The organism is Pseudomonas sp. FP1762 (assembly GCF_030687105.1).
GTDB lineage: Bacteria > Pseudomonadota > Gammaproteobacteria > Pseudomonadales > Pseudomonadaceae > Aquipseudomonas > Aquipseudomonas siliginis.
On the sequence record NZ_CP117458.1, the window covers coordinates 1,254,744 to 1,274,557 of the forward strand.

Annotated in this window: 17 protein-coding genes; 16 read left to right on the forward strand and 1 reads right to left on the reverse strand. The window is 59.7% G+C overall.

The window, feature by feature from the left end:
- The first annotated feature begins 18 nt into the window (after positions 1 to 18).
- From dnaE to ispD, 8 genes are all read left to right on the forward strand, one after another.
- Entirely contained in the window at positions 19 to 3,540 is a 3,522-nt protein-coding gene (gene dnaE / locus PSH90_RS05360; RefSeq protein ID WP_056783220.1) for a DNA polymerase III subunit alpha, read from the forward strand.
- A gap of 139 nt (positions 3,541 to 3,679) precedes the next feature.
- Positions 3,680 to 4,627, forward strand: a complete 948-nt coding sequence (locus tag PSH90_RS05365; RefSeq protein WP_016771465.1) for an acetyl-CoA carboxylase carboxyltransferase subunit alpha — start codon at positions 3,680 to 3,682, stop codon at positions 4,625 to 4,627.
- Positions 4,628 to 4,758: 131 nt separating this feature from the next.
- Positions 4,759 to 6,087, forward strand: a complete 1,329-nt coding sequence (gene tilS / locus PSH90_RS05370; protein ID WP_305382308.1) for a tRNA lysidine(34) synthetase TilS — start codon at positions 4,759 to 4,761, stop codon at positions 6,085 to 6,087.
- A gap of 274 nt (positions 6,088 to 6,361) precedes the next feature.
- A complete protein-coding gene (locus tag PSH90_RS05375) occupies positions 6,362 to 7,993 on the forward strand; it encodes a CTP synthase (RefSeq protein ID WP_076566135.1) in 1,632 nt (543 codons plus the stop codon).
- A 4-nt stretch (positions 7,994 to 7,997) separates the two neighbouring features.
- Positions 7,998 to 8,843: a 3-deoxy-8-phosphooctulonate synthase gene (gene kdsA / locus PSH90_RS05380; protein ID WP_007954807.1), complete on the forward strand. Its 846-nt coding sequence runs from the start codon at positions 7,998 to 8,000 to the stop codon at positions 8,841 to 8,843.
- A gap of 155 nt (positions 8,844 to 8,998) precedes the next feature.
- Positions 8,999 to 10,288, forward strand: a complete 1,290-nt coding sequence (gene eno, locus PSH90_RS05385) for a phosphopyruvate hydratase (protein ID WP_056783223.1) — start codon at positions 8,999 to 9,001, stop codon at positions 10,286 to 10,288.
- Positions 10,289 to 10,457: 169 nt separating this feature from the next.
- Positions 10,458 to 10,736 (forward strand): cell division protein FtsB, encoded by a 279-nt coding sequence (gene ftsB / locus PSH90_RS05390; RefSeq protein ID WP_016771460.1) that lies wholly within the window; start codon positions 10,458 to 10,460, stop codon positions 10,734 to 10,736.
- Positions 10,733 to 11,440, forward strand: a complete 708-nt coding sequence (ispD, locus tag PSH90_RS05395; RefSeq protein ID WP_305382309.1) for a 2-C-methyl-D-erythritol 4-phosphate cytidylyltransferase — start codon at positions 10,733 to 10,735, stop codon at positions 11,438 to 11,440. The genes ftsB and ispD overlap by 4 nt, the downstream gene beginning before the upstream one ends.
- A gap of 132 nt (positions 11,441 to 11,572) precedes the next feature.
- Here the strand turns inward: ispD and PSH90_RS05400 are convergent, their stop codons facing one another.
- Positions 11,573 to 12,469 carry a LysR substrate-binding domain-containing protein gene (locus PSH90_RS05400; protein ID WP_056783227.1) on the reverse strand — a complete coding sequence of 299 codons (897 nt, stop codon included), beginning with the start codon at positions 12,467 to 12,469 and terminating at the stop codon, positions 11,573 to 11,575.
- A gap of 116 nt (positions 12,470 to 12,585) precedes the next feature.
- Between PSH90_RS05400 and PSH90_RS05405 the strand changes: the two genes are divergently transcribed.
- The 8 genes from PSH90_RS05405 (at position 12,586) to rpoS (ending at position 19,811) form a co-directional block, all read left to right on the forward strand.
- Positions 12,586 to 13,698, forward strand: a complete 1,113-nt coding sequence (locus PSH90_RS05405) for an S-(hydroxymethyl)glutathione dehydrogenase/class III alcohol dehydrogenase (protein ID WP_007908835.1) — start codon at positions 12,586 to 12,588, stop codon at positions 13,696 to 13,698.
- A gap of 88 nt (positions 13,699 to 13,786) precedes the next feature.
- Positions 13,787 to 14,632: an S-formylglutathione hydrolase gene (gene fghA, locus PSH90_RS05410; RefSeq protein ID WP_305382311.1), complete on the forward strand. Its 846-nt coding sequence runs from the start codon at positions 13,787 to 13,789 to the stop codon at positions 14,630 to 14,632.
- 43 nt (positions 14,633 to 14,675) lie between these two features.
- Positions 14,676 to 15,149: a 2-C-methyl-D-erythritol 2,4-cyclodiphosphate synthase gene (gene ispF, locus PSH90_RS05415; RefSeq protein WP_016771456.1), complete on the forward strand. Its 474-nt coding sequence runs from the start codon at positions 14,676 to 14,678 to the stop codon at positions 15,147 to 15,149.
- Positions 15,146 to 16,204 carry a tRNA pseudouridine(13) synthase TruD gene (truD, locus tag PSH90_RS05420; protein WP_305382313.1) on the forward strand — a complete coding sequence of 353 codons (1,059 nt, stop codon included), beginning with the start codon at positions 15,146 to 15,148 and terminating at the stop codon, positions 16,202 to 16,204. The genes ispF and truD overlap by 4 nt, the downstream gene beginning before the upstream one ends.
- Positions 16,192 to 16,941, forward strand: coding sequence for a 5'/3'-nucleotidase SurE (surE, locus tag PSH90_RS05425; protein WP_305382314.1), 750 nt, complete (start codon positions 16,192 to 16,194; stop codon positions 16,939 to 16,941). Before truD ends, surE begins: the two co-directional genes overlap by 13 nt.
- A 38-nt stretch (positions 16,942 to 16,979) precedes the next feature.
- On the forward strand, positions 16,980 to 17,615 hold the full coding sequence (locus PSH90_RS05430; RefSeq protein ID WP_160768345.1) for a protein-L-isoaspartate(D-aspartate) O-methyltransferase: 636 nt from the start codon (positions 16,980 to 16,982) through the stop codon (positions 17,613 to 17,615).
- A 212-nt stretch (positions 17,616 to 17,827) separates the two neighbouring features.
- Positions 17,828 to 18,697, forward strand: coding sequence for a peptidoglycan DD-metalloendopeptidase family protein (locus PSH90_RS05435; RefSeq protein ID WP_016771452.1), 870 nt, complete (start codon positions 17,828 to 17,830; stop codon positions 18,695 to 18,697).
- Positions 18,698 to 18,803: 106 nt separating this feature from the next.
- On the forward strand, positions 18,804 to 19,811 hold the full coding sequence (gene rpoS / locus PSH90_RS05440) for an RNA polymerase sigma factor RpoS (RefSeq protein WP_016771451.1): 1,008 nt from the start codon (positions 18,804 to 18,806) through the stop codon (positions 19,809 to 19,811).
- The last annotated feature ends 3 nt before the right edge of the window (positions 19,812 to 19,814 follow it).

The following is a 19,814-nucleotide window of genomic DNA, read 5'->3' on the forward strand; positions in this document are numbered from 1 at the left end:
TAACTGGACAGGATCACTATGCCGGCTTCATTCGTTCATCTACGCCTGCACACTGAATACTCCCTGGTCGACGGGCTGGTGCGGATCAAGCCGCTGGTCAAGGCGCTGACCGCCATGAACATGCCGGCGGTCGCGGTCACCGACCAGAACAACATGTGTTCCCTGGTCAAGTTCTATAAAAACGCCATGGGCGCCGGCATCAAGCCGATCTGCGGCGCCGACCTGTGGCTGGCGAACAAGGACCCGGATGCACCGCTGAGCCGCCTCAGCCTGCTGGTGATGAACGCTCAGGGTTATCGCAATCTCACCGAATTGATCTCGCGTGGCTTCATCGAAGGCCAGCGCAACGGCATGGTCATCGTCGAGCGCGAGTGGGTGGCCGAGGCCAACGAAGGTTTGATCATGCTGTCCGCCGCCAAAGAAGGCGAGATCGGCATGGCCATGATCGGCGGCAATCCGGCGGAAGCCGAAGCGCTGGCGCGCGAGTGGATGGCGGTGTTCCCGGATCGCTTCTATCTGGAAATCCAGCGCACCAACCGCCCCAACGATGAAGAACAGCTGCACGGCGCCGTGGCACTGGCCGACAAGCTTGGCGCACCGCTGGTGGCGACCAACGATGTGCGTTTCATCAAGCAGGAAGACTTCGCCGCCCACGAAACTCGTGTGTGCATCGGTGAGGGCCGCGCCCTCGATGACCCGCGTCGTTCGAAGAATTACAGCGATCAGCAATACCTGAAAAGCGCCGAGGAAATGCTCGAGCTGTTCAGCGATATTCCCGACGCCATCGAAAACACCGTCGAGATCGCCAAGCGCTGCAACATCGAAGTGAAGCTGGGCACACACTTCCTGCCCAACTTCCCGATTCCCGATGGCATGACCATCGACGAATATTTCCGCAAGGTCTCCTTCGAAGGTCTCGAAGAACGCTTGGCTGTGCTGCTGCCCAAAGACACTACTGAAGACTACGAAGCCAAGCGTCAGGTCTACGTCGACCGCTTGAATTTCGAGCTGGATATCATCATCCAGATGGGCTTCCCCGGTTACTTCCTGATCGTGATGGACTTTATCCAGTGGGCCAAGAACAACGGCGTGCCGGTAGGTCCGGGCCGTGGGTCGGGTGCCGGTTCGCTGGTGGCTTACGTACAGAAGATCACCGACCTCGACCCGCTGGAATATGACCTGCTGTTCGAACGTTTCCTCAACCCGGAACGGGTCTCCATGCCCGACTTCGACGTCGACTTCTGCATGGACGGTCGTGACCGGGTGATCGATTACGTGGCCGAGAAATACGGCCGCAACGCGGTGAGCCAGATCATCACCTTTGGTTCCATGGCCGCCAAGGCTGTGGTCCGTGACGTGGCGCGGGTGCAGGGCAAGTCCTATGGCCTGGCGGATCGTCTGTCGAAGATGATTCCGTTCGAAGTCGGCATGACCCTGGAAAAAGCCTACGAACAGGAAGAAATCCTGCGCGACTTCATCAAGGTCGATGAAGAAGCAGCGGAAATCTGGGAGATGGCGCGCAAGCTTGAGGGCGTGGTGCGTAACGTCGGCAAGCACGCCGGTGGTGTGGTGATCGCGCCGACCAAACTCACCGACTTCTCGCCGATCTATTGCGACGAGGCCGGTGACGGTCTGGTGACCCAGTTCGACAAGGACGACGTTGAGGCCGCCGGTCTGGTGAAGTTCGACTTCCTCGGCCTGCGTACCCTGACGATCATCGACTGGGCGCTGAAAACCATCAACCGCGACCGCGCCAAGGTCAACGAGCCGCCGCTGGATATCGCCTTTATCCCGCTCGACGACAAGCCGACCTATCAGTTGCTGCAAAAAGCCGAAACCACGGCGGTGTTCCAGCTTGAATCCCGGGGCATGAAAGAGCTGATCAAAAAGCTCAAGCCCGACTGCCTGGAAGACTTGATCGCACTCGTTGCACTGTTCCGCCCCGGTCCGCTGCAATCGGGCATGGTGGACGACTTCATCAACCGTAAGCACGGTCGCGCCGAACTGGCCTATCCGCACTCGGACTACCAGTACGACGGCCTCAAGCCGGTACTGGCGCCGACTTACGGCATCATCCTGTATCAGGAACAGGTGATGCAGATTGCCCAGGTCATGGCCGGTTACACCCTCGGCGGTGCGGACATGCTGCGTCGGGCGATGGGTAAGAAAAAGCCCGAAGAAATGGCCAAGCAGCGCGGCGGCTTCATCGAGGGCTGCGCGACCAACGGGATCGACGCGGATCTTGCCGGTAACATTTTCGACCTGGTGGAGAAATTCGCCGGTTACGGCTTCAACAAATCCCACTCCGCCGCTTACGGCCTGGTGTCGTACCAGACCGCTTGGCTGAAAGCTCACTACCCGGCGCCGTTCATGGCCGCGGTACTTTCGGCGGATATGCACAACACCGACAAGGTCGTGACCTTGATCGAGGAAGTGCGGACGATGAAGCTGCGCCTCGACGCGCCGGACGTGAACACTTCGGAGTTCAAGTTCACGGTGAACGACGACGGCCGCATCGTTTACGGCCTCGGCGCGATCAAAGGCGTCGGTGAAGGCCCGGTGGAAGCGATCACCGAAGCGCGTCAGGCCGGTCCGTTCAAGGATCTGTTCGATTTCTGCGCGCGGGTCGACCTCAAGCGCATCAACAAACGAACTCTTGATGGCTTGATTCGCAGCGGCGCGCTGGATCGCCTCGGCCCGTATTTCCACGACGAACAAAAGGCCTATCAAGCCAACATCGACCGTAACCGCGCGGTACTGCTGGCGGCGATGGAAGAGGCGATCAAGGCGGCCGAGCAGACTGCGCGGACCCACGACAGTGGCCACGCCGACCTGTTTGGCGGCTTGTTCGTCGAAGAAGACGCTGACGTTTACGCGTCTCATCGCAAAGCCAAGGAACTGACCCTCAAGGAACGCCTCAAGGGTGAAAAAGACACCCTGGGCCTGTACCTGACCGGTCACCCGATCGACGAATACGAAGGCGAAATCCGCCGCTTCGCCCGTCAGCGCATCATCGACCTGAAACCGGCGCGCGATACGCAGACGGTGGCGGGGATGATCATTGCCCTGCGGGTGATGAAGAACAAGAAGGGCGACAAGATGGGCTTCATCACCCTCGACGACCGCTCCGGACGGATCGAAGCGTCGCTGTTTGCCGATGCGTTCCATTCGGCGCAGTCGCTGCTGCAGACCGACGCGATGGTGGTGGTCGAAGGCGAGGTCAGCAATGACGACTTCTCCGGCGGCCTGCGCCTGCGGGTCAAGCGCGTGATGAGCATGGAAGATGCGCGCACCAATCTGGCCGAGAGCCTGCGCCTGAAGCTGCACACCCAGGATCTGAAAGGCGATCAGCTACGCTGGTTGGGCGAACTGCTCAAGCGTCATCGCGGCGCGTGCCCGGTGACCATGGAGTACACCAGCCCGGATGCGAAGACCTTGCTGCAGTTCGGCGAGACCTGGCGGATCGACCCGGCGGATGCCTTGATTCAAGCCCTGCGTGACCAGTTCGGGCGAGACAACGTCTTCCTCCAATACCGTTGACCGGCAAGTGCCATCATGGCGCTTGCCCGCAACCTGAATTTTTAATCTCGACCTCAGCGCGCCTCTCCCTTAAGGTAGGGCGCGAATAGACAACCGGCCGGCCCAAGCTCACTTGGGACACGACCCAAGACGGACGCCTATGAACCCGAATTTTCTAGATTTCGAACAGCCGATCGCCGACCTGCAAGCCAAGATCGAAGAGTTGCGCTTGGTCGGTAATGACAATTCGCTGAATATCGGCGATGAGATCTCCCGCCTGCAGGACAAGAGCAAGACGCTGACCGAAGACATCTTCGGCAAGCTGACCAGCTGGCAGATCGCACGCCTGGCGCGTCACCCGAAACGCCCTTACACCCTCGATTACATCGAGCACATCTTCACCGAGTTCGACGAACTGCACGGCGACCGTCACTTCTCCGACGACGCTGCCATCGTTGGCGGTATCGCCCGTCTGGAAGACCAGCCGGTGATGATCATCGGCCACCAGAAGGGCCGTGAAGTGCGTGAGAAAGTTCGCCGCAACTTCGGTATGCCGCGTCCGGAAGGCTACCGCAAGGCCTGCCGTCTGATGGAGATGGCCGAGCGCTTCAAGATGCCTATCCTGACTTTCATCGACACCCCGGGTGCCTACCCTGGCATCGACGCTGAAGAGCGCAACCAGAGCGAAGCGATTGCCTGGAACCTGCGGGTGATGGCGCGTCTGAAGACTCCGATCATCGCCACTGTAATTGGTGAAGGTGGTTCCGGCGGCGCACTGGCCATCGGCGTCTGCGATCAATTGAACATGCTGCAATATTCGACCTACGCGGTGATCTCGCCGGAAGGTTGCGCATCGATCCTGTGGAAGACCGCCGAGAAAGCACCGGATGCCGCTGAAGCAATGGGCATCACCGCTGAGCGTTTGAAAGGCCTGGGTATCGTCGACAAAGTGATCAGCGAGCCACTGGGCGGCGCCCACCGTGATCCGGCTGCTGCCGCCGCTTCGATCCGCGCCGAACTGAGCTCGCAACTGGCGATGCTCAAGCAGTTCGATAACGAAGCGCTGCTCAAGCGCCGTTACGATCGCCTGATGAGCTACGGTCTCTAATCAGACGCGTACTATCCCTGTGGGAGCGAGCCAGCTCGCGAAGCCGGTATGACAGTCGACTAAATTGTTGAATGTTAAATCGCTTTCGCGAGCAGGCTCGCTCCCACAGAGGGTTAGGCAAAGGTGCAGATATGGGCCAGTCCTCAATTGATTTGCCATCCCGGCTATTGCTGAACCTTGAGCCTTGGCGCCACGCCGCTCACTGGCGCATCGCCTTCTCCGGTGGCCTCGATTCCACCGTCCTCCTGCATCTGCTCGCCACTCTGGCGAACACCGAATCCCTCCCTGCGCTCAGCGCCATTCATATCCACCACGGCCTTCAGGCTGCGGCCGATGCATGGCCGCAACATTGCCAGGCCGTCTGTAATGCGCTGGGCGTGCCGTTGCAAGTGAAGCGGGTGACCGTAAAGGGCGGGGCGAGCCTGGAGCGGGCGGCGCGGGATGCGCGTTATGCCGCGTTCAGTTCGCTGACGCAGAGCAATGACGTGTTGCTGACTGGCCAGCACCGCGATGACCAAGCGGAAACGCTGCTGTTTCGGCTGTTGCGCGGTGCCGGTGTACGCGGGCTCGGGGCGATGCCGCAGCAGCGTCCAGTGGGGCAGGGCACGCTGGTTCGACCGTTGCTGGATGTCAGCCGTGCTGAGCTGGAAGGTTATGCACAGGCGCATCAGTTGCGCTGGATCGAAGACCCGTCGAACCAGGACCGGCAGTTTTCGCGCAACTATCTGCGCCATCAAGTCATGCCGGTCCTCACCGAGCGCTGGCCGCAAGCGCAGGCCAGCATGGCGCGCACCGCTGCGCATCTGCGTGAGGCGCAGGGCTTGCTCGATGAGCTGGCGCAGATTGATCTCGCACAAGCCGAAACGCCCAATGAATTCGCTTGGCTGGGTGTGCCATCGCTGGAGCTGACACCATTGACGGAGTTGTCTGACGCGCGCCAGCGAAATGTCCTCAGCCACTGGCTCGAACCGTTGACCCGGCTGCCGGATGCTGACCATTGGTCGGGTTGGACAACACTGTGCAATGCCGGCGCCGACGCTTCTCCGATCTGGCGTCTGGCCGACGGAGAGCTGCACCGCAGCGGCCTTCGCGTCTGGTGGCTGAGCGGCAATTGGTTGGGCGCGCCAGTGATCGGCGCCGACTGGCAGACCCCGACTTCAGCGCTACGCTTGCCGGATAACGGACGCGTCATGCTCCACGGGCAAGCTCCATCCGGGCCTTTGCGTATTGCCTATCGGCAAGGCGGTGAGGTCATGCAACTGGCCGAGCGCGGCAGTCGTGATCTCAAGCGTCTGCTCAACGAGCGCGCGGTCCCGGCCTTCGTGCGTGGCAGATTGCCGCTGCTGTTTCGTGGCGAAGAATTGCTCGCCGTGGCGAACCTGCCGGGTCTTGCTGGTCAGATGGACGAAGGCTGGACATTGCACTGGCAGCCAACAGACGAAGATCAAGGTTTGAGCTGAAAGGAGCATTCCGGTAGACTACGCTCCCTTCTTGATACAACTTCTGTGGATTCGCCTGAATTGCAGGAGTTGCCGATTACCAAGCAGTCTTTGCTGGGCGATTCCAAAAAATGTGTAGCGAGCAACGTACCGGTGTTTCATCTGCCGGTCTGTCACAACGCGGCGGTTTTTTCGAAAGGTGCACTGTGATTAATGCAGGTGATCGGGGGCTTCGGCCTTCCTTCGCTTTCCCCGGCGGCTCGTTCCGCTTTAACGCAGACTTCTAGGGTTTTTCATGACGCGCTACATATTCGTCACGGGCGGTGTTGTTTCTTCATTGGGGAAAGGCATTGCCTCGGCTTCATTGGCGGCTATCCTGGAGGCGCGGGGGCTTAAGGTCACCATGCTGAAGCTGGATCCGTACATCAACGTCGATCCAGGCACCATGAGTCCGTTCCAGCACGGTGAAGTATTCGTCACCCACGACGGCGCTGAGACCGATCTGGATCTGGGGCACTACGAGCGGTTCATCCGCACGACCATGACCCAGAACAACAACTTCACCACCGGCCGTGTCTACGAGCACGTGCTGCGCAAAGAGCGCCGTGGCGACTACCTGGGTGCAACCATCCAGGTGATCCCGCACATCACCGACGAAATCAAGCGTCGCATCATCAAAGGTGCCGGTGACGCTGACGTGGCGATGGTTGAAATCGGTGGCACCGTCGGTGACATCGAGTCGCAACCATTCCTCGAAGCCATCCGCCAGTTGCGTTTTGAAGTCGGCGCCAAGCGCGCGATGCTGATGCACCTGACGCTGGTGCCGTACATCGCCACCGCTGGCGAAACCAAGACCAAACCGACCCAGCACTCCGTCAAGGAACTGCGCTCGATCGGTCTGCAGCCAGACGTGCTGGTGTGCCGCTCCGATCACCCGATCGATGTGTCCTCGCGTCGCAAGATCGCGCAGTTCACCAACGTTGAAGAGCGTGCGGTAATCGCGCTGGAAGACGCCGATACCATCTACAAGATCCCGGGCATCCTGCACTCGCAGGGCCTGGACGATTTCGTCGTCGAGCGTTTCGGTCTGCAGTGCGGCAGCGCCGATCTGTCCGAGTGGGACGCAGTGGTCGATGCCAAGCTGAACCCGGAACACGAAGTGACCATCGCCATGGTCGGCAAGTACATGGAACTGCTCGACGCGTACAAGTCGCTGATCGAAGCGATGAGTCATGCCGGCATCAGCAACCGCACCAAGGTCAACCTGCGCTACATCGATTCCGAAGACATCGAGAACCAGGGCACTGCGCTGCTCGAAGGTGTTGATGCGATTCTGGTGCCGGGCGGCTTCGGTCTGCGTGGCGTGGAAGGCAAGATCACCGCTGTTCAGTACGCTCGCGAAAACAAGGTTCCGTACCTTGGCATCTGCCTCGGCATGCAAGTGGCGGTCATCGAATTCGCCCGTAACGTACTGGGCTGGAAAGACGCCAACTCCACCGAGTTCGATCGGGCCAGCGGCCATCCGGTGGTCGGTCTGATCACCGAGTGGGAAGACGCCACCGGCGCTGTCGAAGTGCGTACCGAAGCGTCCGATCTGGGCGGCACCATGCGCCTCGGCGCGCAGGAGTGCCTGCTCGAGCCGGGCTCCAAAGTGCACGATTGCTACGGCAAGGACGTGATTGTCGAGCGTCACCGTCACCGTTACGAAGTGAACAACAACCTGCTGCCGCAGATCATCGAAGCCGGCCTGAAGATTTCCGGTCGCTCCGCCGATGCTGCGCTGGTCGAAGTGGTTGAAGCGCCGGATCATCCATGGTTCGTCGCCTGCCAGTTCCACCCTGAGTTCACCTCGACGCCACGCGACGGCCATCCGCTGTTCAGCGGTTTCGTCAAAGCCGCGTTGGCTCAACACCAGAAGAAGGCGTAACCCGATGGCACAGAAGATCATCCGCGTCGGCGACATCGAGATTGCCAACGACAAACCCATGGTGCTGTTCGGCGGCATGAACGTGCTGGAAAGCCGTGACATGGCCATGCAGGTTTGCGAAGAGTACGTGAAGGTCACCGAAAAACTCGGTATCCCTTACGTGTTCAAGGCCAGCTTCGACAAGGCCAACCGGTCTTCTGTGACTTCGTATCGCGGTCCTGGCCTGGAAGAGGGCATGCGCATCTTCCAGGACATCAAGCAAGCCTTCGGCGTGCCGATCATCACCGACGTCCACGAGCCGGATCAGGCTGCGGTCGTCGCTGAAGTCTGCGACATCATTCAGCTGCCGGCCTTCCTGTCGCGCCAGACCGATCTGGTTGTCGCGATGGCCAAGACCAATGCCGTGATCAACATCAAGAAAGCCCAGTTCCTCGCGCCTCAGGAAATGAAACACATCCTGAACAAGTGCGTGGAAGCCGGTAACGATCAGTTGATCCTCTGCGAGCGTGGTTCGAGCTTCGGCTACAACAATCTCGTGGTCGACATGCTCGGCTTCGGCATCATGAAGCAGTTCGAATACCCGGTGTTCTTCGACGTGACCCACTCGTTGCAAATGCCTGGCGGTCGTTCCGACTCCGCCGGCGGTCGCCGTGCGCAGGTCACCGATCTGGCCAAGGCCGGCATGAGCCAGTCGCTGGCGGGTCTGTTCCTCGAAGCGCATCCGGATCCGGACAACGCCAAATGCGACGGCCCTTGCGCCTTGCGTCTGGACAAACTGGAGCCATTCCTGGCCCAGCTCAAGGCTCTGGACGAACTGGTGAAGAGTTTTCCGACGGTAGAAACCGCGTAACGCTCGATTCTCCGGTAAAGTACCGCACGATTTGTCGCTCATGCCCTCGGGCGTGAGCGTTGTCGTCTGCAAGTCTGCCCGCTGTACTTCGCTTGCCGACGATAAAGATTTCCTCTAGCTGCGTCGTTTTCGTCAACTTTGGAGTGTTTACAACAATGGCAAAAATCGTCGACATCAAAGGTCGTGAAGTTCTCGACTCCCGTGGCAATCCCACCGTGGAAGCGGACGTGCTTCTCGACAACGGCATCATCGGCAGCGCCTGCGCGCCGTCCGGTGCATCCACTGGCTCGCGTGAAGCGCTCGAGCTGCGTGATGGCGACAAGAGCCGTTACCTGGGCAAGGGCGTGCTCAAGGCGGTAGCCAACATCAACGGTCCGATCCGCGATCTGCTGCTGGGCACCGACCCGAGCGACCAGAAAGCCCTCGACCAAGCGATGATCAAGCTCGACGGTACCGAAAACAAAGCGACCCTGGGCGCCAACGCCATCCTCGCCGTGTCCCTGGCTGCGGCCAAGGCAGCTGCGCAGGATCAGGATCTGCCGCTGTACGCACACATCGCCAACCTCAACGGCACCCCGGGTGTGTACTCGATGCCGGTACCGATGATGAACATCATCAACGGTGGCGAGCACGCCGATAACAACGTCGACATCCAGGAATTCATGGTGCAGCCGGTCGGCGCCAAGTCGTTCTCGGAAGGTCTGCGCATGGGCACCGAGATTTTCCATCACTTGAAAGCTGTGCTGAAGGCCCGTGGCCTGAGCACCGCCGTTGGTGACGAAGGCGGTTTCGCACCGAACCTGGCTTCCAACGAAGACGCGCTGAAAGTGATCTCCGAAGCCGTGGCCAACGCCGGTTACAAGCTGGGCACCGACGTGACCCTGGCGCTGGACTGCGCCGCGAGCGAGTTCTACGAAGACGGCAAGTACAACCTGTCCGGCGAAGGCCAGGTGTTCACTGCTGAAGGTTTCGCCGACTACCTCAAAGGTCTGACCGAGCGTTACCCGATCATCTCCATCGAAGACGGTCTGGACGAGTCCGACTGGGCCGGCTGGAAAATCCTCACCGACAAGATCGGCGAGAAGACCCAACTGGTAGGCGACGACCTGTTCGTGACCAATACCAAGATCCTCAAAGAAGGCATCGATAAAAAGATCGCCAACTCGATCCTGATCAAGTTCAACCAGATCGGCACCCTGACCGAAACCCTGGAAGCCATCCAGATGGCCAAGGCTGCCGGCTACACCGCAGTGATCTCGCACCGCTCCGGCGAAACCGAAGATTCGACCATTGCCGACCTGGCTGTGGGCACCTCGGCTGGCCAGATCAAGACCGGTTCGCTGTGCCGCTCCGACCGCGTTTCCAAGTACAACCAACTGCTGCGTATCGAAGAGCAGTTGAACGGCAAGGCCCAGTACAACGGCCGTGCCGAGTTCCGCGGTTAAGCGCAACCTGATCAAAGGACACCGGATTGTGTCGGAAAAGTCGTGACAGCGATGGATTTGCCACTAATCTGATGCCTTAAGCACAAGCCTGGATCTTTCCAGGCTTCGTGCTATCAGATGCTGCAACATTATGCGTGGCTGTCTTTTTTCACTGGATACCTGATATTCGATGCGCAGTCCTTACTGGTTGTTTCTTGTTTTGCTCTTGCTGCTGGCCGGTCTGCAGTACCGCCTGTGGGTGGGCAATGGCAGTCTGGCGCAGGTCGCCGAGCTGAAACAGCAGATCGCCGAACAACATGCCGAGAACGAAGGCCTGTTGGAGCGCAACCGGGTGATGGACGCGGAAGTCAGCGAATTGAAAAAAGGCATGGAGACCGTTGAAGAGCGGGCTCGTCACGAACTGGGCATGGTCAAGGACGGCGAAACCCTTTACCAGTTGGCCCAATGATCGATTCCCTGTCGGCCTTCTGGGCCGTGATTCCTGCCGCGGGCGTCGGTGCCCGAATGGCCGCGGACCGTCCCAAGCAATATCTGCAACTGGGCGGGCGCACAATTCTCGAACACAGCCTCGGCTGTTTCCTCGATCACCCGAGCCTCAAGGGCCTTGTGGTCAGTCTTGCTGTTGACGATCCCTATTGGCCGAATCTGGCATGCGTCAACGATCCACGCATTCAGCGGGTCGACGGCGGGGCGGAGCGTTCTGCTTCGGTGCTCAATGCCTTGCTGCATCTGCATGCGCAAGGTGCCGACGATGACGATTGGGTGCTGGTGCACGATGCGGCCCGGCCAAATCTGAGTCGCGATGATCTCGACAAGTTGCTTGCCGAACTGGCGGATGACCCGGTCGGTGGTCTGTTGGCGGTGCCCGCTCGCGACACGCTCAAACGCATTGATAAAAACGGTCGTGTGGTTGAAACGGTGGACCGCAGTGTGATCTGGCAGGCGTATACGCCGCAGATGTTTCGCCTCGGCGCGTTGCATCGGGCGTTGGCCGACAGCCTGGTTGCGGATGCCGTGATTACCGATGAAGCTTCTGCGATGGAATGGGCCGGTCTGGCACCGCGTCTGATCGAAGGGCGGGCGGATAACCTCAAGGTGACCCGGCCGGAAGATCTGGAGTGGTTGCGCCAGCGTTGGGCGAATCGCCGCTGAGATTTGTGGTCGCTGTGGCATTACCTTCGCGAGCAGGCTCGCTCCCGCAGAGGGAATGCATTCAGCTGTCGAGCTCGGTCAATTGTGGGAGCGAGCCTGCTCGCGAAAGCGGTCGCACAGGCGACCAATAACTCAAAGTTTGTACTCCGGCCTTTCAGCCAGTCCCACCTTCAAATAATCCACCAACTTGCGCACCTTCGGCGACAGATGCCGCTGCTGCGGATACAGCGCCCACACCGCCGTATTCGGCGGCTGATGCGCCTCCAGCAAGGAAATCAGCGCGCCGCTGTGCAGATGCTCGAGCACGTAATAGTCCGGCAACTGACACAACCCGACACCCTGAAGCGCCGCGTCCAGCACTGCCTGCCCACTGTTGCAACGCCAGTTGCCCTGGACTCGCTGGGAAAATTCCCGGCCGTTCTGTTCCAGTTGCCATATATCCGAACTGCCGATCAGGCAATTGTGTCGACTCAACTCCGACAAACTGTGTGGGCGCCCATACCGTTCCAGGTAGGAAGGCGACGCGCATAGGTACATTCTTCGTGGCGCAAGGCGTGTCGCGACCAAGCGCGAATCCTGTAACCGACCCAGACGGATCGCCAGGTCCAGCCCTTCATGCACCAGATCCAGTTGGCGATTGCTCAGCTCTATATCGATGCGCAACTGCGGGTACAGCCCCATGAAGCGAGTCACCAGCGGCACGATAAAACGTTCGCCGTAGGCCACCGCGCAGGTCATGCGCAGCATGCCTTTCGGTTCGCTGGTCAGATCACCTACCGCGCGCAAGGCTTCTTCGCGACCGTCCTGCAGGCGCTGGCAATGCTGCAGAAAAGTCTGCCCGGCTTCGGTCAACGTAACTCGCCGGGTGCTGCGGTAGAGCAGTCGCGTCTGCAGACGCTCTTCGAGCCGTACGATTTGTCGACTGATGTGTGAGGAAGAAACCCCAAGACGCTCGGCAGCGGCGGTGAATTGATTGCATTCGGCGACGGCAACGAACTCATCGATGCCTTCCCAGCGGTTTTCCGACACTTGGATTATCCCTGTATGGCAATAATGTTTTGCTTTGGTCCGGATTATTCCTCAGGAAGCGCTGAACTACACTGTCTGTCTGCTTTTTTATTTATTGGGTTCACTGGAGAGTCAGCATGATCAAGTCGCGCGCCGCCGTTGCCTTCGAGGCCAAGAAGCCGCTGGAAATCGTAGAAGTCGATGTCGCCATGCCCAAGGCCGGTGAAGTATTGCTGCGCGTCGTCGCTTCCGGGGTTTGCCACACCGATGCCTACACCTTGTCCGGCGCAGACCCGGAAGGCATCTTCCCGTCGATCCTCGGCCATGAAGGTGGCGCCATCGTTGAAGCGATCGGCGAAGGCGTGACTTCGGTCGCCGTCGGCGATCACGTCATTCCGCTGTACACCCCGGAATGCGGCCAGTGCAAATTCTGCAAGTCGGGCAAGACCAACCTCTGCCAGGCGATTCGCGCCACCCAAGGCAAGGGCCTGATGCCGGATGGCACTTCGCGCTTTTCCTACAAGGGCGAAACGATTTTCCACTACATGGGCACTTCGACGTTTTCGGAGTACACCGTACTGCCGGAAATTTCCGTAGCGAAGATCTCCAAAGACGCGCCGCTGGAAAAGGTCTGCCTGCTCGGTTGCGGCGTCACCACCGGTATCGGCGCCGTGCTCAACACCGCCAAGGTCAAGCCGGGTGACACCGTGGCCATCTTCGGTCTCGGCGGTATCGGCTTGTCGGCCGTGATCGGCGCGGTGAAAGCCAAGGCTGCGCGGATCATCGCCATCGACATCAATCCAGCCAAGTTCGAAATCGCCAAACAACTCGGTGCCACCGATTGCGTGAATCCGAAAGACTTTGATCGTCCGATCCAGGAAGTAATCGTCGACATGACCGATGGCGGCGTCGACTTCTCCTTCGAGTGCATCGGCAATGTGCAACTGATGCGCGCTGCGCTTGAGTGCTGCCACAAAGGCTGGGGCGAGTCGGTCATCATCGGTGTCGCCGGTGCCGGCCAGGAAATCGCTACCCGTCCGTTCCAGTTAGTCACCGGTCGCGTCTGGCGCGGTTCGGCGTTCGGCGGCGTGCGTGGCCGTACTGAATTGCCAAGCTACGTCGACATGGCCCAGAGCGGCGAAATCCCGCTGGATACCTTCATCACCCACACCATGGGCCTGGAAGATATCAACAAGGCGTTCGACCTGATGCACGAAGGCAAGAGCATCCGCACAGTCATTCATTTCTAAGGAGCAGCGGCAAGCTACAAGCCACAAGCTGCAAGCAGGCGCAATTGCCTCTTGCAGCTTGAAGCTCGCATCTTGCGGCTGAAGTGCTATGAATCTGGAAAACATTTCCTGTCAGAAGAGTTTTGGTGGCTGGCACAAGCGTTATCGCCATCGCTCCGAAGTGCTTGATTGCGACATGGTCTTTGCCGTGTACCTGCCGCCACAAGCGGAGCAGGGCGGCAAGCTGCCGGTGTTGTACTGGTTGTCAGGCCTGACCTGCACCGATGAGAACTTCATGCAGAAGGCCGGTGCGATGCGCATGGCTGCCGAGCTCGGGTTGATCATCGTCGCCCCGGATACCAGTCCGCGTGGCGCGGATGTCCCGGATGATGCCGACAAAGCTTGGGATTTCGGTCTCGGCGCCGGGTTTTATCTGAACGCCACGCAGGAACCGTGGGCGCGGCACTATCAGATGCATGACTATGTCGTGCAGGAACTGCCTGCTCTGGTCGAAGCGCATTTCCCCGCTTCCGACAAACGCAGTATCAGCGGTCACTCCATGGGCGGCCACGGCGCATTGGTCTGCGCGCTGCGCAATCCCGGGCGTTTTCAGTCAGTGTCGGCGTTCTCGCCGATTACCCATCCAATCGATTGCCCGTGGGGTCAGAAGGCCTTTTCCAACTATTTGGGCGAAGACCGTTCGAAGTGGAAGGAGTGGGACGCCTGTGTGCTGATCGCGGAGGCGACGGAGAAGTTGCCGTTGCTGGTCGATCAAGGTGATCGTGACGATTTCCTCGCCACGCAATTGAAACCCGAGGCCCTGCAACACGCCGCAAAACAAGCGGGGCATCCGCTGGAGCTGCGCCTGCAACCGGGCTACGACCACAGCTATTTCTTCATCTCAAGCTTCATTGACGACCACTTGCAGCATCACGCACGCGCTCTGCGCGGTTAATGCAGGTAGAATCACGCCCTGACAAAAATCGGGGCGTTTTTTTATGCGTATTGGCCACGGCTACGATGTGCACCGTTTCGCTGAAGGCGATTTCATTACTCTGGGCGGCGTGCAGATTGCACACAGCTTCGGGCTGCTCGCTCATTCCGACGGTGACGTCCTGCTGCACGCCTTGAGCGATGCCTTGCTCGGCGCGGCGGCGCTGGGTGATATCGGCAAACACTTCCCGGACACCGATCCGCAATTCAAGGGCGCCGACAGCCGTGTGCTGTTGCGTCATGTGGTCAGTCTGATCCACGCCAAGGGCTGGAAAGTCGGCAACGTCGACAACACCATCGTTGCCCAGGCGCCAAAAATGGCGCCGCATATCGAATCGATGCGCGCGCTGATCGCGGCGGATCTTCAAGTTGAGTTGGATCAAGTGAACGTCAAAGCTACCACCACCGAAAAGCTTGGCTTTGTCGGTCGCGAAGAAGGCATCGCCGTGCACTCCGTTGCCTTGTTGCTGCGCGCATGAATGAACTGCAATTACTCGGCTCACGGGCCTATGGCGAACCCCTCGGCACAGCGGTACTGAAAGCCATCGCCGAAGATTTCCAGGTCGATGAAGTGCTGGATATTCCGTTCAGCGGTGACGGCGAACACCTGTGGATCTGGGTGGAAAAGCGCGGCCTCAATACCGAAGAAGCGGCGCGGCGTATTGCCAAGGCAGCCGGCGTGCCGTTGCGTACCGTCAGCTATGCCGGGCTGAAGGACCGTCAGGCCCTGACCCGACAGTGGTTCAGCGTGCAGTTGCCGGGCAAGGCCGATCCGGATCTGTCGGCCGCGGAAAACGACACGCTGAAGATCCTCAAGACCACGCGCCACAAGCGCAAGCTGCAACGCGGTGCGCATTCGGCCAACGGTTTCACCCTGCGCCTGACGCAATTCAATGGCGACAAAGATGCGATTGAACAGCGGCTGCAACTGATCGCCAAACAAGGCATCCCCAATTATTTCGGCGCCCAGCGCTTCGGCCATGACGGCGGCAACGTTGTCGATGCCCGGGCGTGGGCGGCGCGCAAGGCTTTGCCGGAACAGCGCAATGTGCGTTCGCGGTTGCTGTCGACGGCGCGTAGCTTTCTGTTCAACCAGGTGCTCGCGGCGCGCGTCGCCGATGGCACCTGGAACACCGCGCTGGTTGGCGATCTGCTGGCCTTCACCGACAGCCGCAGTTTTTTCCCGGCCGGTGAAGCCGAATGCAGCGACCCGCGTCTGGCGATTCTCGACCTGCACCCGACCGGTCCGCAGTGGGGCGAAGGTGACTCGCCCACCGCTGGCGCAGTCCATGAACTGGAGCAGGCGATCGCCGCCCGCGAAGCGGATCTGCGTGACTGGTTGATCCACGCCGGCATGAGCCATGAACGTCGCATCCTGCGGCTGCCCATTGGCGGGTTGACGTGGCATTATCCCCAACCTGACATTCTGCAACTGGAATTCGTCCTCCCGGCCGGATGCTTTGCCACCGTATTGGTGCGCGAGCTCGTTGATCTGGTGCCGGTGGGGCAGACGGACAGCCCATGCGTATTCTGATTTCTAACGACGATGGGGTAACCGCGCCCGGTCTCGCCGCGCTTTATGCTGCGCTGGCGGATTACACCGAATGCGTGGTTATCGCCCCGGAGCAGGACAAAAGCGGCGCCAGCAGTTCGCTGACGCTCGACCGTCCGCTGCACCCGCAATACCTGGCCAACGGCTTTATCAGCCTCAACGGCACACCGACCGATTGCATTCACCTGGGCCTTAACGGCTTGCTTGAGCGCGAAGCGGACATGGTGGTATCCGGCATTAATCTGGGCGCCAATCTTGGTGACGACGTGCTGTATTCCGGAACCGTGGCGGCAGCGCTGGAAGGACGATTTCTCGAGCGCCCATCGTTTGCCTTCTCCCTGGTCTCGCGTCAGGTGGACAATCTGCCGACTGCGGCCTACTTTGCGCGCAAAGTGGTCGAGGCCCACGCCGGGCTGGATCTGCCGCCGCGCACGGTGCTCAACGTGAACATTCCCAATCTGCCCATCGATCACATCCGTGGCATTCAGTTGACCCGCCTCGGCCATCGCGCCCGCGCGGCGGCGCCGATGAAAGTGGTCGATCCGCGCGGCAAGGCCGGTTACTGGATCGCCGCTGCCGGCGACGCTGAAGACGGCGGCCCGGGCACCGATTTTCATGCCGTGATGCAGGGCTATGTGTCCATCACGCCGTTGCAGCTCGATCGCACCTTCAATGATGCCTTCAGAAGTCTGGATGGCTGGCTGGGAGGGCTGAGCTGATGCGCGAACACGACGACCGCCTGCGCAGCGGCATAGGCATGACTTCACAGCGTACGCGCGAGCGCCTGATCCAGCGTCTATATGAAGAAGGCGTGTCGAACGCCAAGGTGCTGGAAGTGATCCGCCGCACGCCGCGTCATCTGTTTGTCGACGAGGCGCTGGCACATCGCGCTTATGAAGACACCGCGCTGCCGATCGGCAACAACCAGACCATTTCCCAGCCTTATATGGTGGCGCGCATGAGCGAGCTGCTGCTGGAGGCCGGCCCGCTGGATAAGGTGTTGGAGATCGGCACCGGTTCCGGCTACCAGACGGCGGTGTTGTCGCAGCTGGTCGAACGGGTGTTTTCGGTCGAACGCATCAAGGTGCTGCAGGACCGCGCCAAGGAGCGTCTGGTCGAGTTGAACCTGCGCAACGTGGTGTTTCGCTGGGGCGATGGTTGGGAGGGCTGGCCGGCGCTGGCCCCATACAACGGCATCATCGTCACCGCCGTTGCCACCGATGTACCGCAAGCTTTGCTCGATCAACTGGCCCCCGGTGGGCGCATGGTAATTCCGGTTGGCTCGGGTGAAGTGCAACAACTGATGCTGATCGTGCGCGAAGAACATGGCTTTTCCCGACACGTTCTGGGCGCTGTGCGTTTCGTGCCGTTGCTCAACGGGCCACTGGCCTGAGCATTTGCGAGCAGGCGCTGAATTCCTTTCAACGGCGCCGGTCTTACACCGGCAGCCAGAGTTTAAACGCAGCGTACTTGCCCCTGGCAAACGTGTGCGTCCGGTGATTTCGCTTCATTAAAGGTAAAGCCGGTTCGGCCCGTTATACTTGCGACACCTCATGCCGCAATGCGGCATTCAGAATTTTTCAGCCACCACAAAGGGAGCGGCGGGTGAGTCTCACAGTCATTGCGCAGCGTATGGGTAACACGAGCTTTCAGCGCCTGGTGACTGGCCTTGTCTTGAGCACCTTGCTGGTCGGTTGCTCCAGCACCAAATCGAGCAACGTACGGGTTGTCGATCGCAATAATTCGGTCGCGCAACGTCCGACCGTTACTACCGGGCAATATGTAGTCCGTCCCGGCGATACTTTGTTTTCGATCGCCTTTCGTTACGGCTGGGACTACAAAACCCTCGCCGCCCGGAACAATATTCCTACGCCGTATACGATCCATCCGGGTCAGACAATTCGCTTCGACGGGCGCAGCGGTTCAACGCCGACAGCGGTGGTGAGCAACTCCAGTTCCTCACCTTCTTCGTCGAGTAAAACCACAGTAATCCGGCGCCAGGCGAATGGCACCACAACCACTACAACCACCGGTTCCAAAGGGGTTGTACCGTCCGTCGCGAGCAAACCTGCACCCGCTCCACTGCCTCCGGCAGGCCCGGCCCCGACCGGCTGGGGATGGCCATCTAATGGCGTTCTGATTGGAAAATTCTCTTCAAACGGTAGTTTGAATAAAGGAATTGATATCGCCGGAGATTTGGGACAGCCTGTTTTAGCTGCGTCTGATGGGACGGTCGTATACGCCGGGAGTGGCTTAAGGGGCTACGGCGAATTGGTCATCATCAAACACAGCGAAACCTACGTCAGTGCTTACGGACATAACCGCAGGCTGTTGGTTCGGGAGGGGCAGCAGGTCAAGGTCGGACAGACAATTGCCGAAATGGGGTCAACGGGTACAGACCGGGTGAAGCTGCATTTTGAGATTCGCCGCCAAGGTAAACCAGTGGATCCGCTGCAGTTCCTGCCAAGACGTTGATTTGAAGGCCAGCCTGTTCCGTCGCGTAGAGGGGACAGGCTCCAGCGTTGCCAAGGATAAAGGCGTCGCTTGAGCTTGGGGTCGAACTCACCAAAGGACTATAACAATGGCTCTCAGTAAAGAAGTGCCGGAGTTTGACATCGACGATGAGGTTCTCCTTATGGAGACCGGCATCGATTCGGATTCGATGTTGAATGATGAAGGGGCTGCTCCACCTTCCGTTCGTTCCAAATCCAGACACTCCGCCACACTCAAACAACATAAATACATCGACTACACTCGGGCACTTGATGCCACGCAGCTGTATCTCAACGAAATCGGCTTTTCCCCTCTGCTCTCCCCGGAAGAAGAAGTTCATTTTGCGCGCTTGTCGCAAAGTGGCGATCCTGCCGGGCGCAAGCGCATGATCGAAAGTAACCTGCGGCTGGTCGTCAAGATCGCCCGGCGTTACGTCAATCGGGGGCTGTCGCTGCTGGATCTGATCGAAGAGGGCAACCTCGGCCTGATCCGCGCGGTGGAAAAGTTCGATCCCGAGCGCGGCTTCCGCTTCTCGACCTACGCAACCTGGTGGATCCGTCAGACCATCGAGCGCGCGATCATGAATCAGACCCGGACCATCCGGCTGCCGATTCACGTGGTCAAGGAGCTCAACGTGTACCTGCGGGCCGCACGGGAGCTGACGCAAAAACTCGACCACGAACCTTCACCCGAAGAAATCGCCAACCTGCTGGAAAAACCGGTGGGGGAGGTCAAGCGCATGCTCGGCCTCAACGAAAGGGTTTCTTCGGTCGACGTCTCGCTGGGTCCGGATTCGGATAAAACCCTGCTGGACACACTCACTGACGATCGTCCGACCGATCCGTGCGAACTGCTGCAGGACGATGATCTGTCGCAGAGCATCGATCAATGGCTGTCAGAGCTGACCGACAAGCAGCGCGAGGTGGTGATTCGCCGCTTCGGCCTGCGTGGTCACGAAAGCAGCACGCTGGAAGATGTCGGCCTGGAGATCGGCCTGACCCGCGAGCGGGTACGGCAGATTCAGGTGGAAGGGCTCAAGCGCCTTCGCGAGATCCTTGAAAAGAACGGCCTGTCGAGCGAGTCGCTGTTTCAATAAGCG

Excerpts from the sequence above, each read along its gene's own strand:
- dnaE (WP_056783220.1), top strand. The coding sequence starts at position 19 with ATGCCGGCTTCATTCGTTCATCTACGCCTGCACACTGAATACTCCCTG.
- PSH90_RS05365 (WP_016771465.1), top strand. The coding sequence starts at position 3,680 with ATGAACCCGAATTTTCTAGATTTCGAACAGCCGATCGCCGACCTGCAA.
- tilS (WP_305382308.1), top strand. The coding sequence starts at position 4,759 with ATGGGCCAGTCCTCAATTGATTTGCCATCCCGGCTATTGCTGAACCTT.
- PSH90_RS05375 (WP_076566135.1), top strand. The coding sequence starts at position 6,362 with ATGACGCGCTACATATTCGTCACGGGCGGTGTTGTTTCTTCATTGGGG.
- kdsA (WP_007954807.1), top strand. The coding sequence starts at position 7,998 with ATGGCACAGAAGATCATCCGCGTCGGCGACATCGAGATTGCCAACGAC.
- eno (WP_056783223.1), top strand. The coding sequence starts at position 8,999 with ATGGCAAAAATCGTCGACATCAAAGGTCGTGAAGTTCTCGACTCCCGT.
- ftsB (WP_016771460.1), top strand. The coding sequence starts at position 10,458 with ATGCGCAGTCCTTACTGGTTGTTTCTTGTTTTGCTCTTGCTGCTGGCC.
- ispD (WP_305382309.1), top strand. The coding sequence starts at position 10,733 with ATGATCGATTCCCTGTCGGCCTTCTGGGCCGTGATTCCTGCCGCGGGC.
- PSH90_RS05405 (WP_007908835.1), top strand. The coding sequence starts at position 12,586 with ATGATCAAGTCGCGCGCCGCCGTTGCCTTCGAGGCCAAGAAGCCGCTG.
- fghA (WP_305382311.1), top strand. The coding sequence starts at position 13,787 with ATGAATCTGGAAAACATTTCCTGTCAGAAGAGTTTTGGTGGCTGGCAC.
- ispF (WP_016771456.1), top strand. The coding sequence starts at position 14,676 with ATGCGTATTGGCCACGGCTACGATGTGCACCGTTTCGCTGAAGGCGAT.
- truD (WP_305382313.1), top strand. The coding sequence starts at position 15,146 with ATGAATGAACTGCAATTACTCGGCTCACGGGCCTATGGCGAACCCCTC.
- surE (WP_305382314.1), top strand. The coding sequence starts at position 16,192 with ATGCGTATTCTGATTTCTAACGACGATGGGGTAACCGCGCCCGGTCTC.
- PSH90_RS05430 (WP_160768345.1), top strand. The coding sequence starts at position 16,980 with ATGACTTCACAGCGTACGCGCGAGCGCCTGATCCAGCGTCTATATGAA.
- rpoS (WP_016771451.1), top strand. The coding sequence starts at position 18,804 with ATGGCTCTCAGTAAAGAAGTGCCGGAGTTTGACATCGACGATGAGGTT.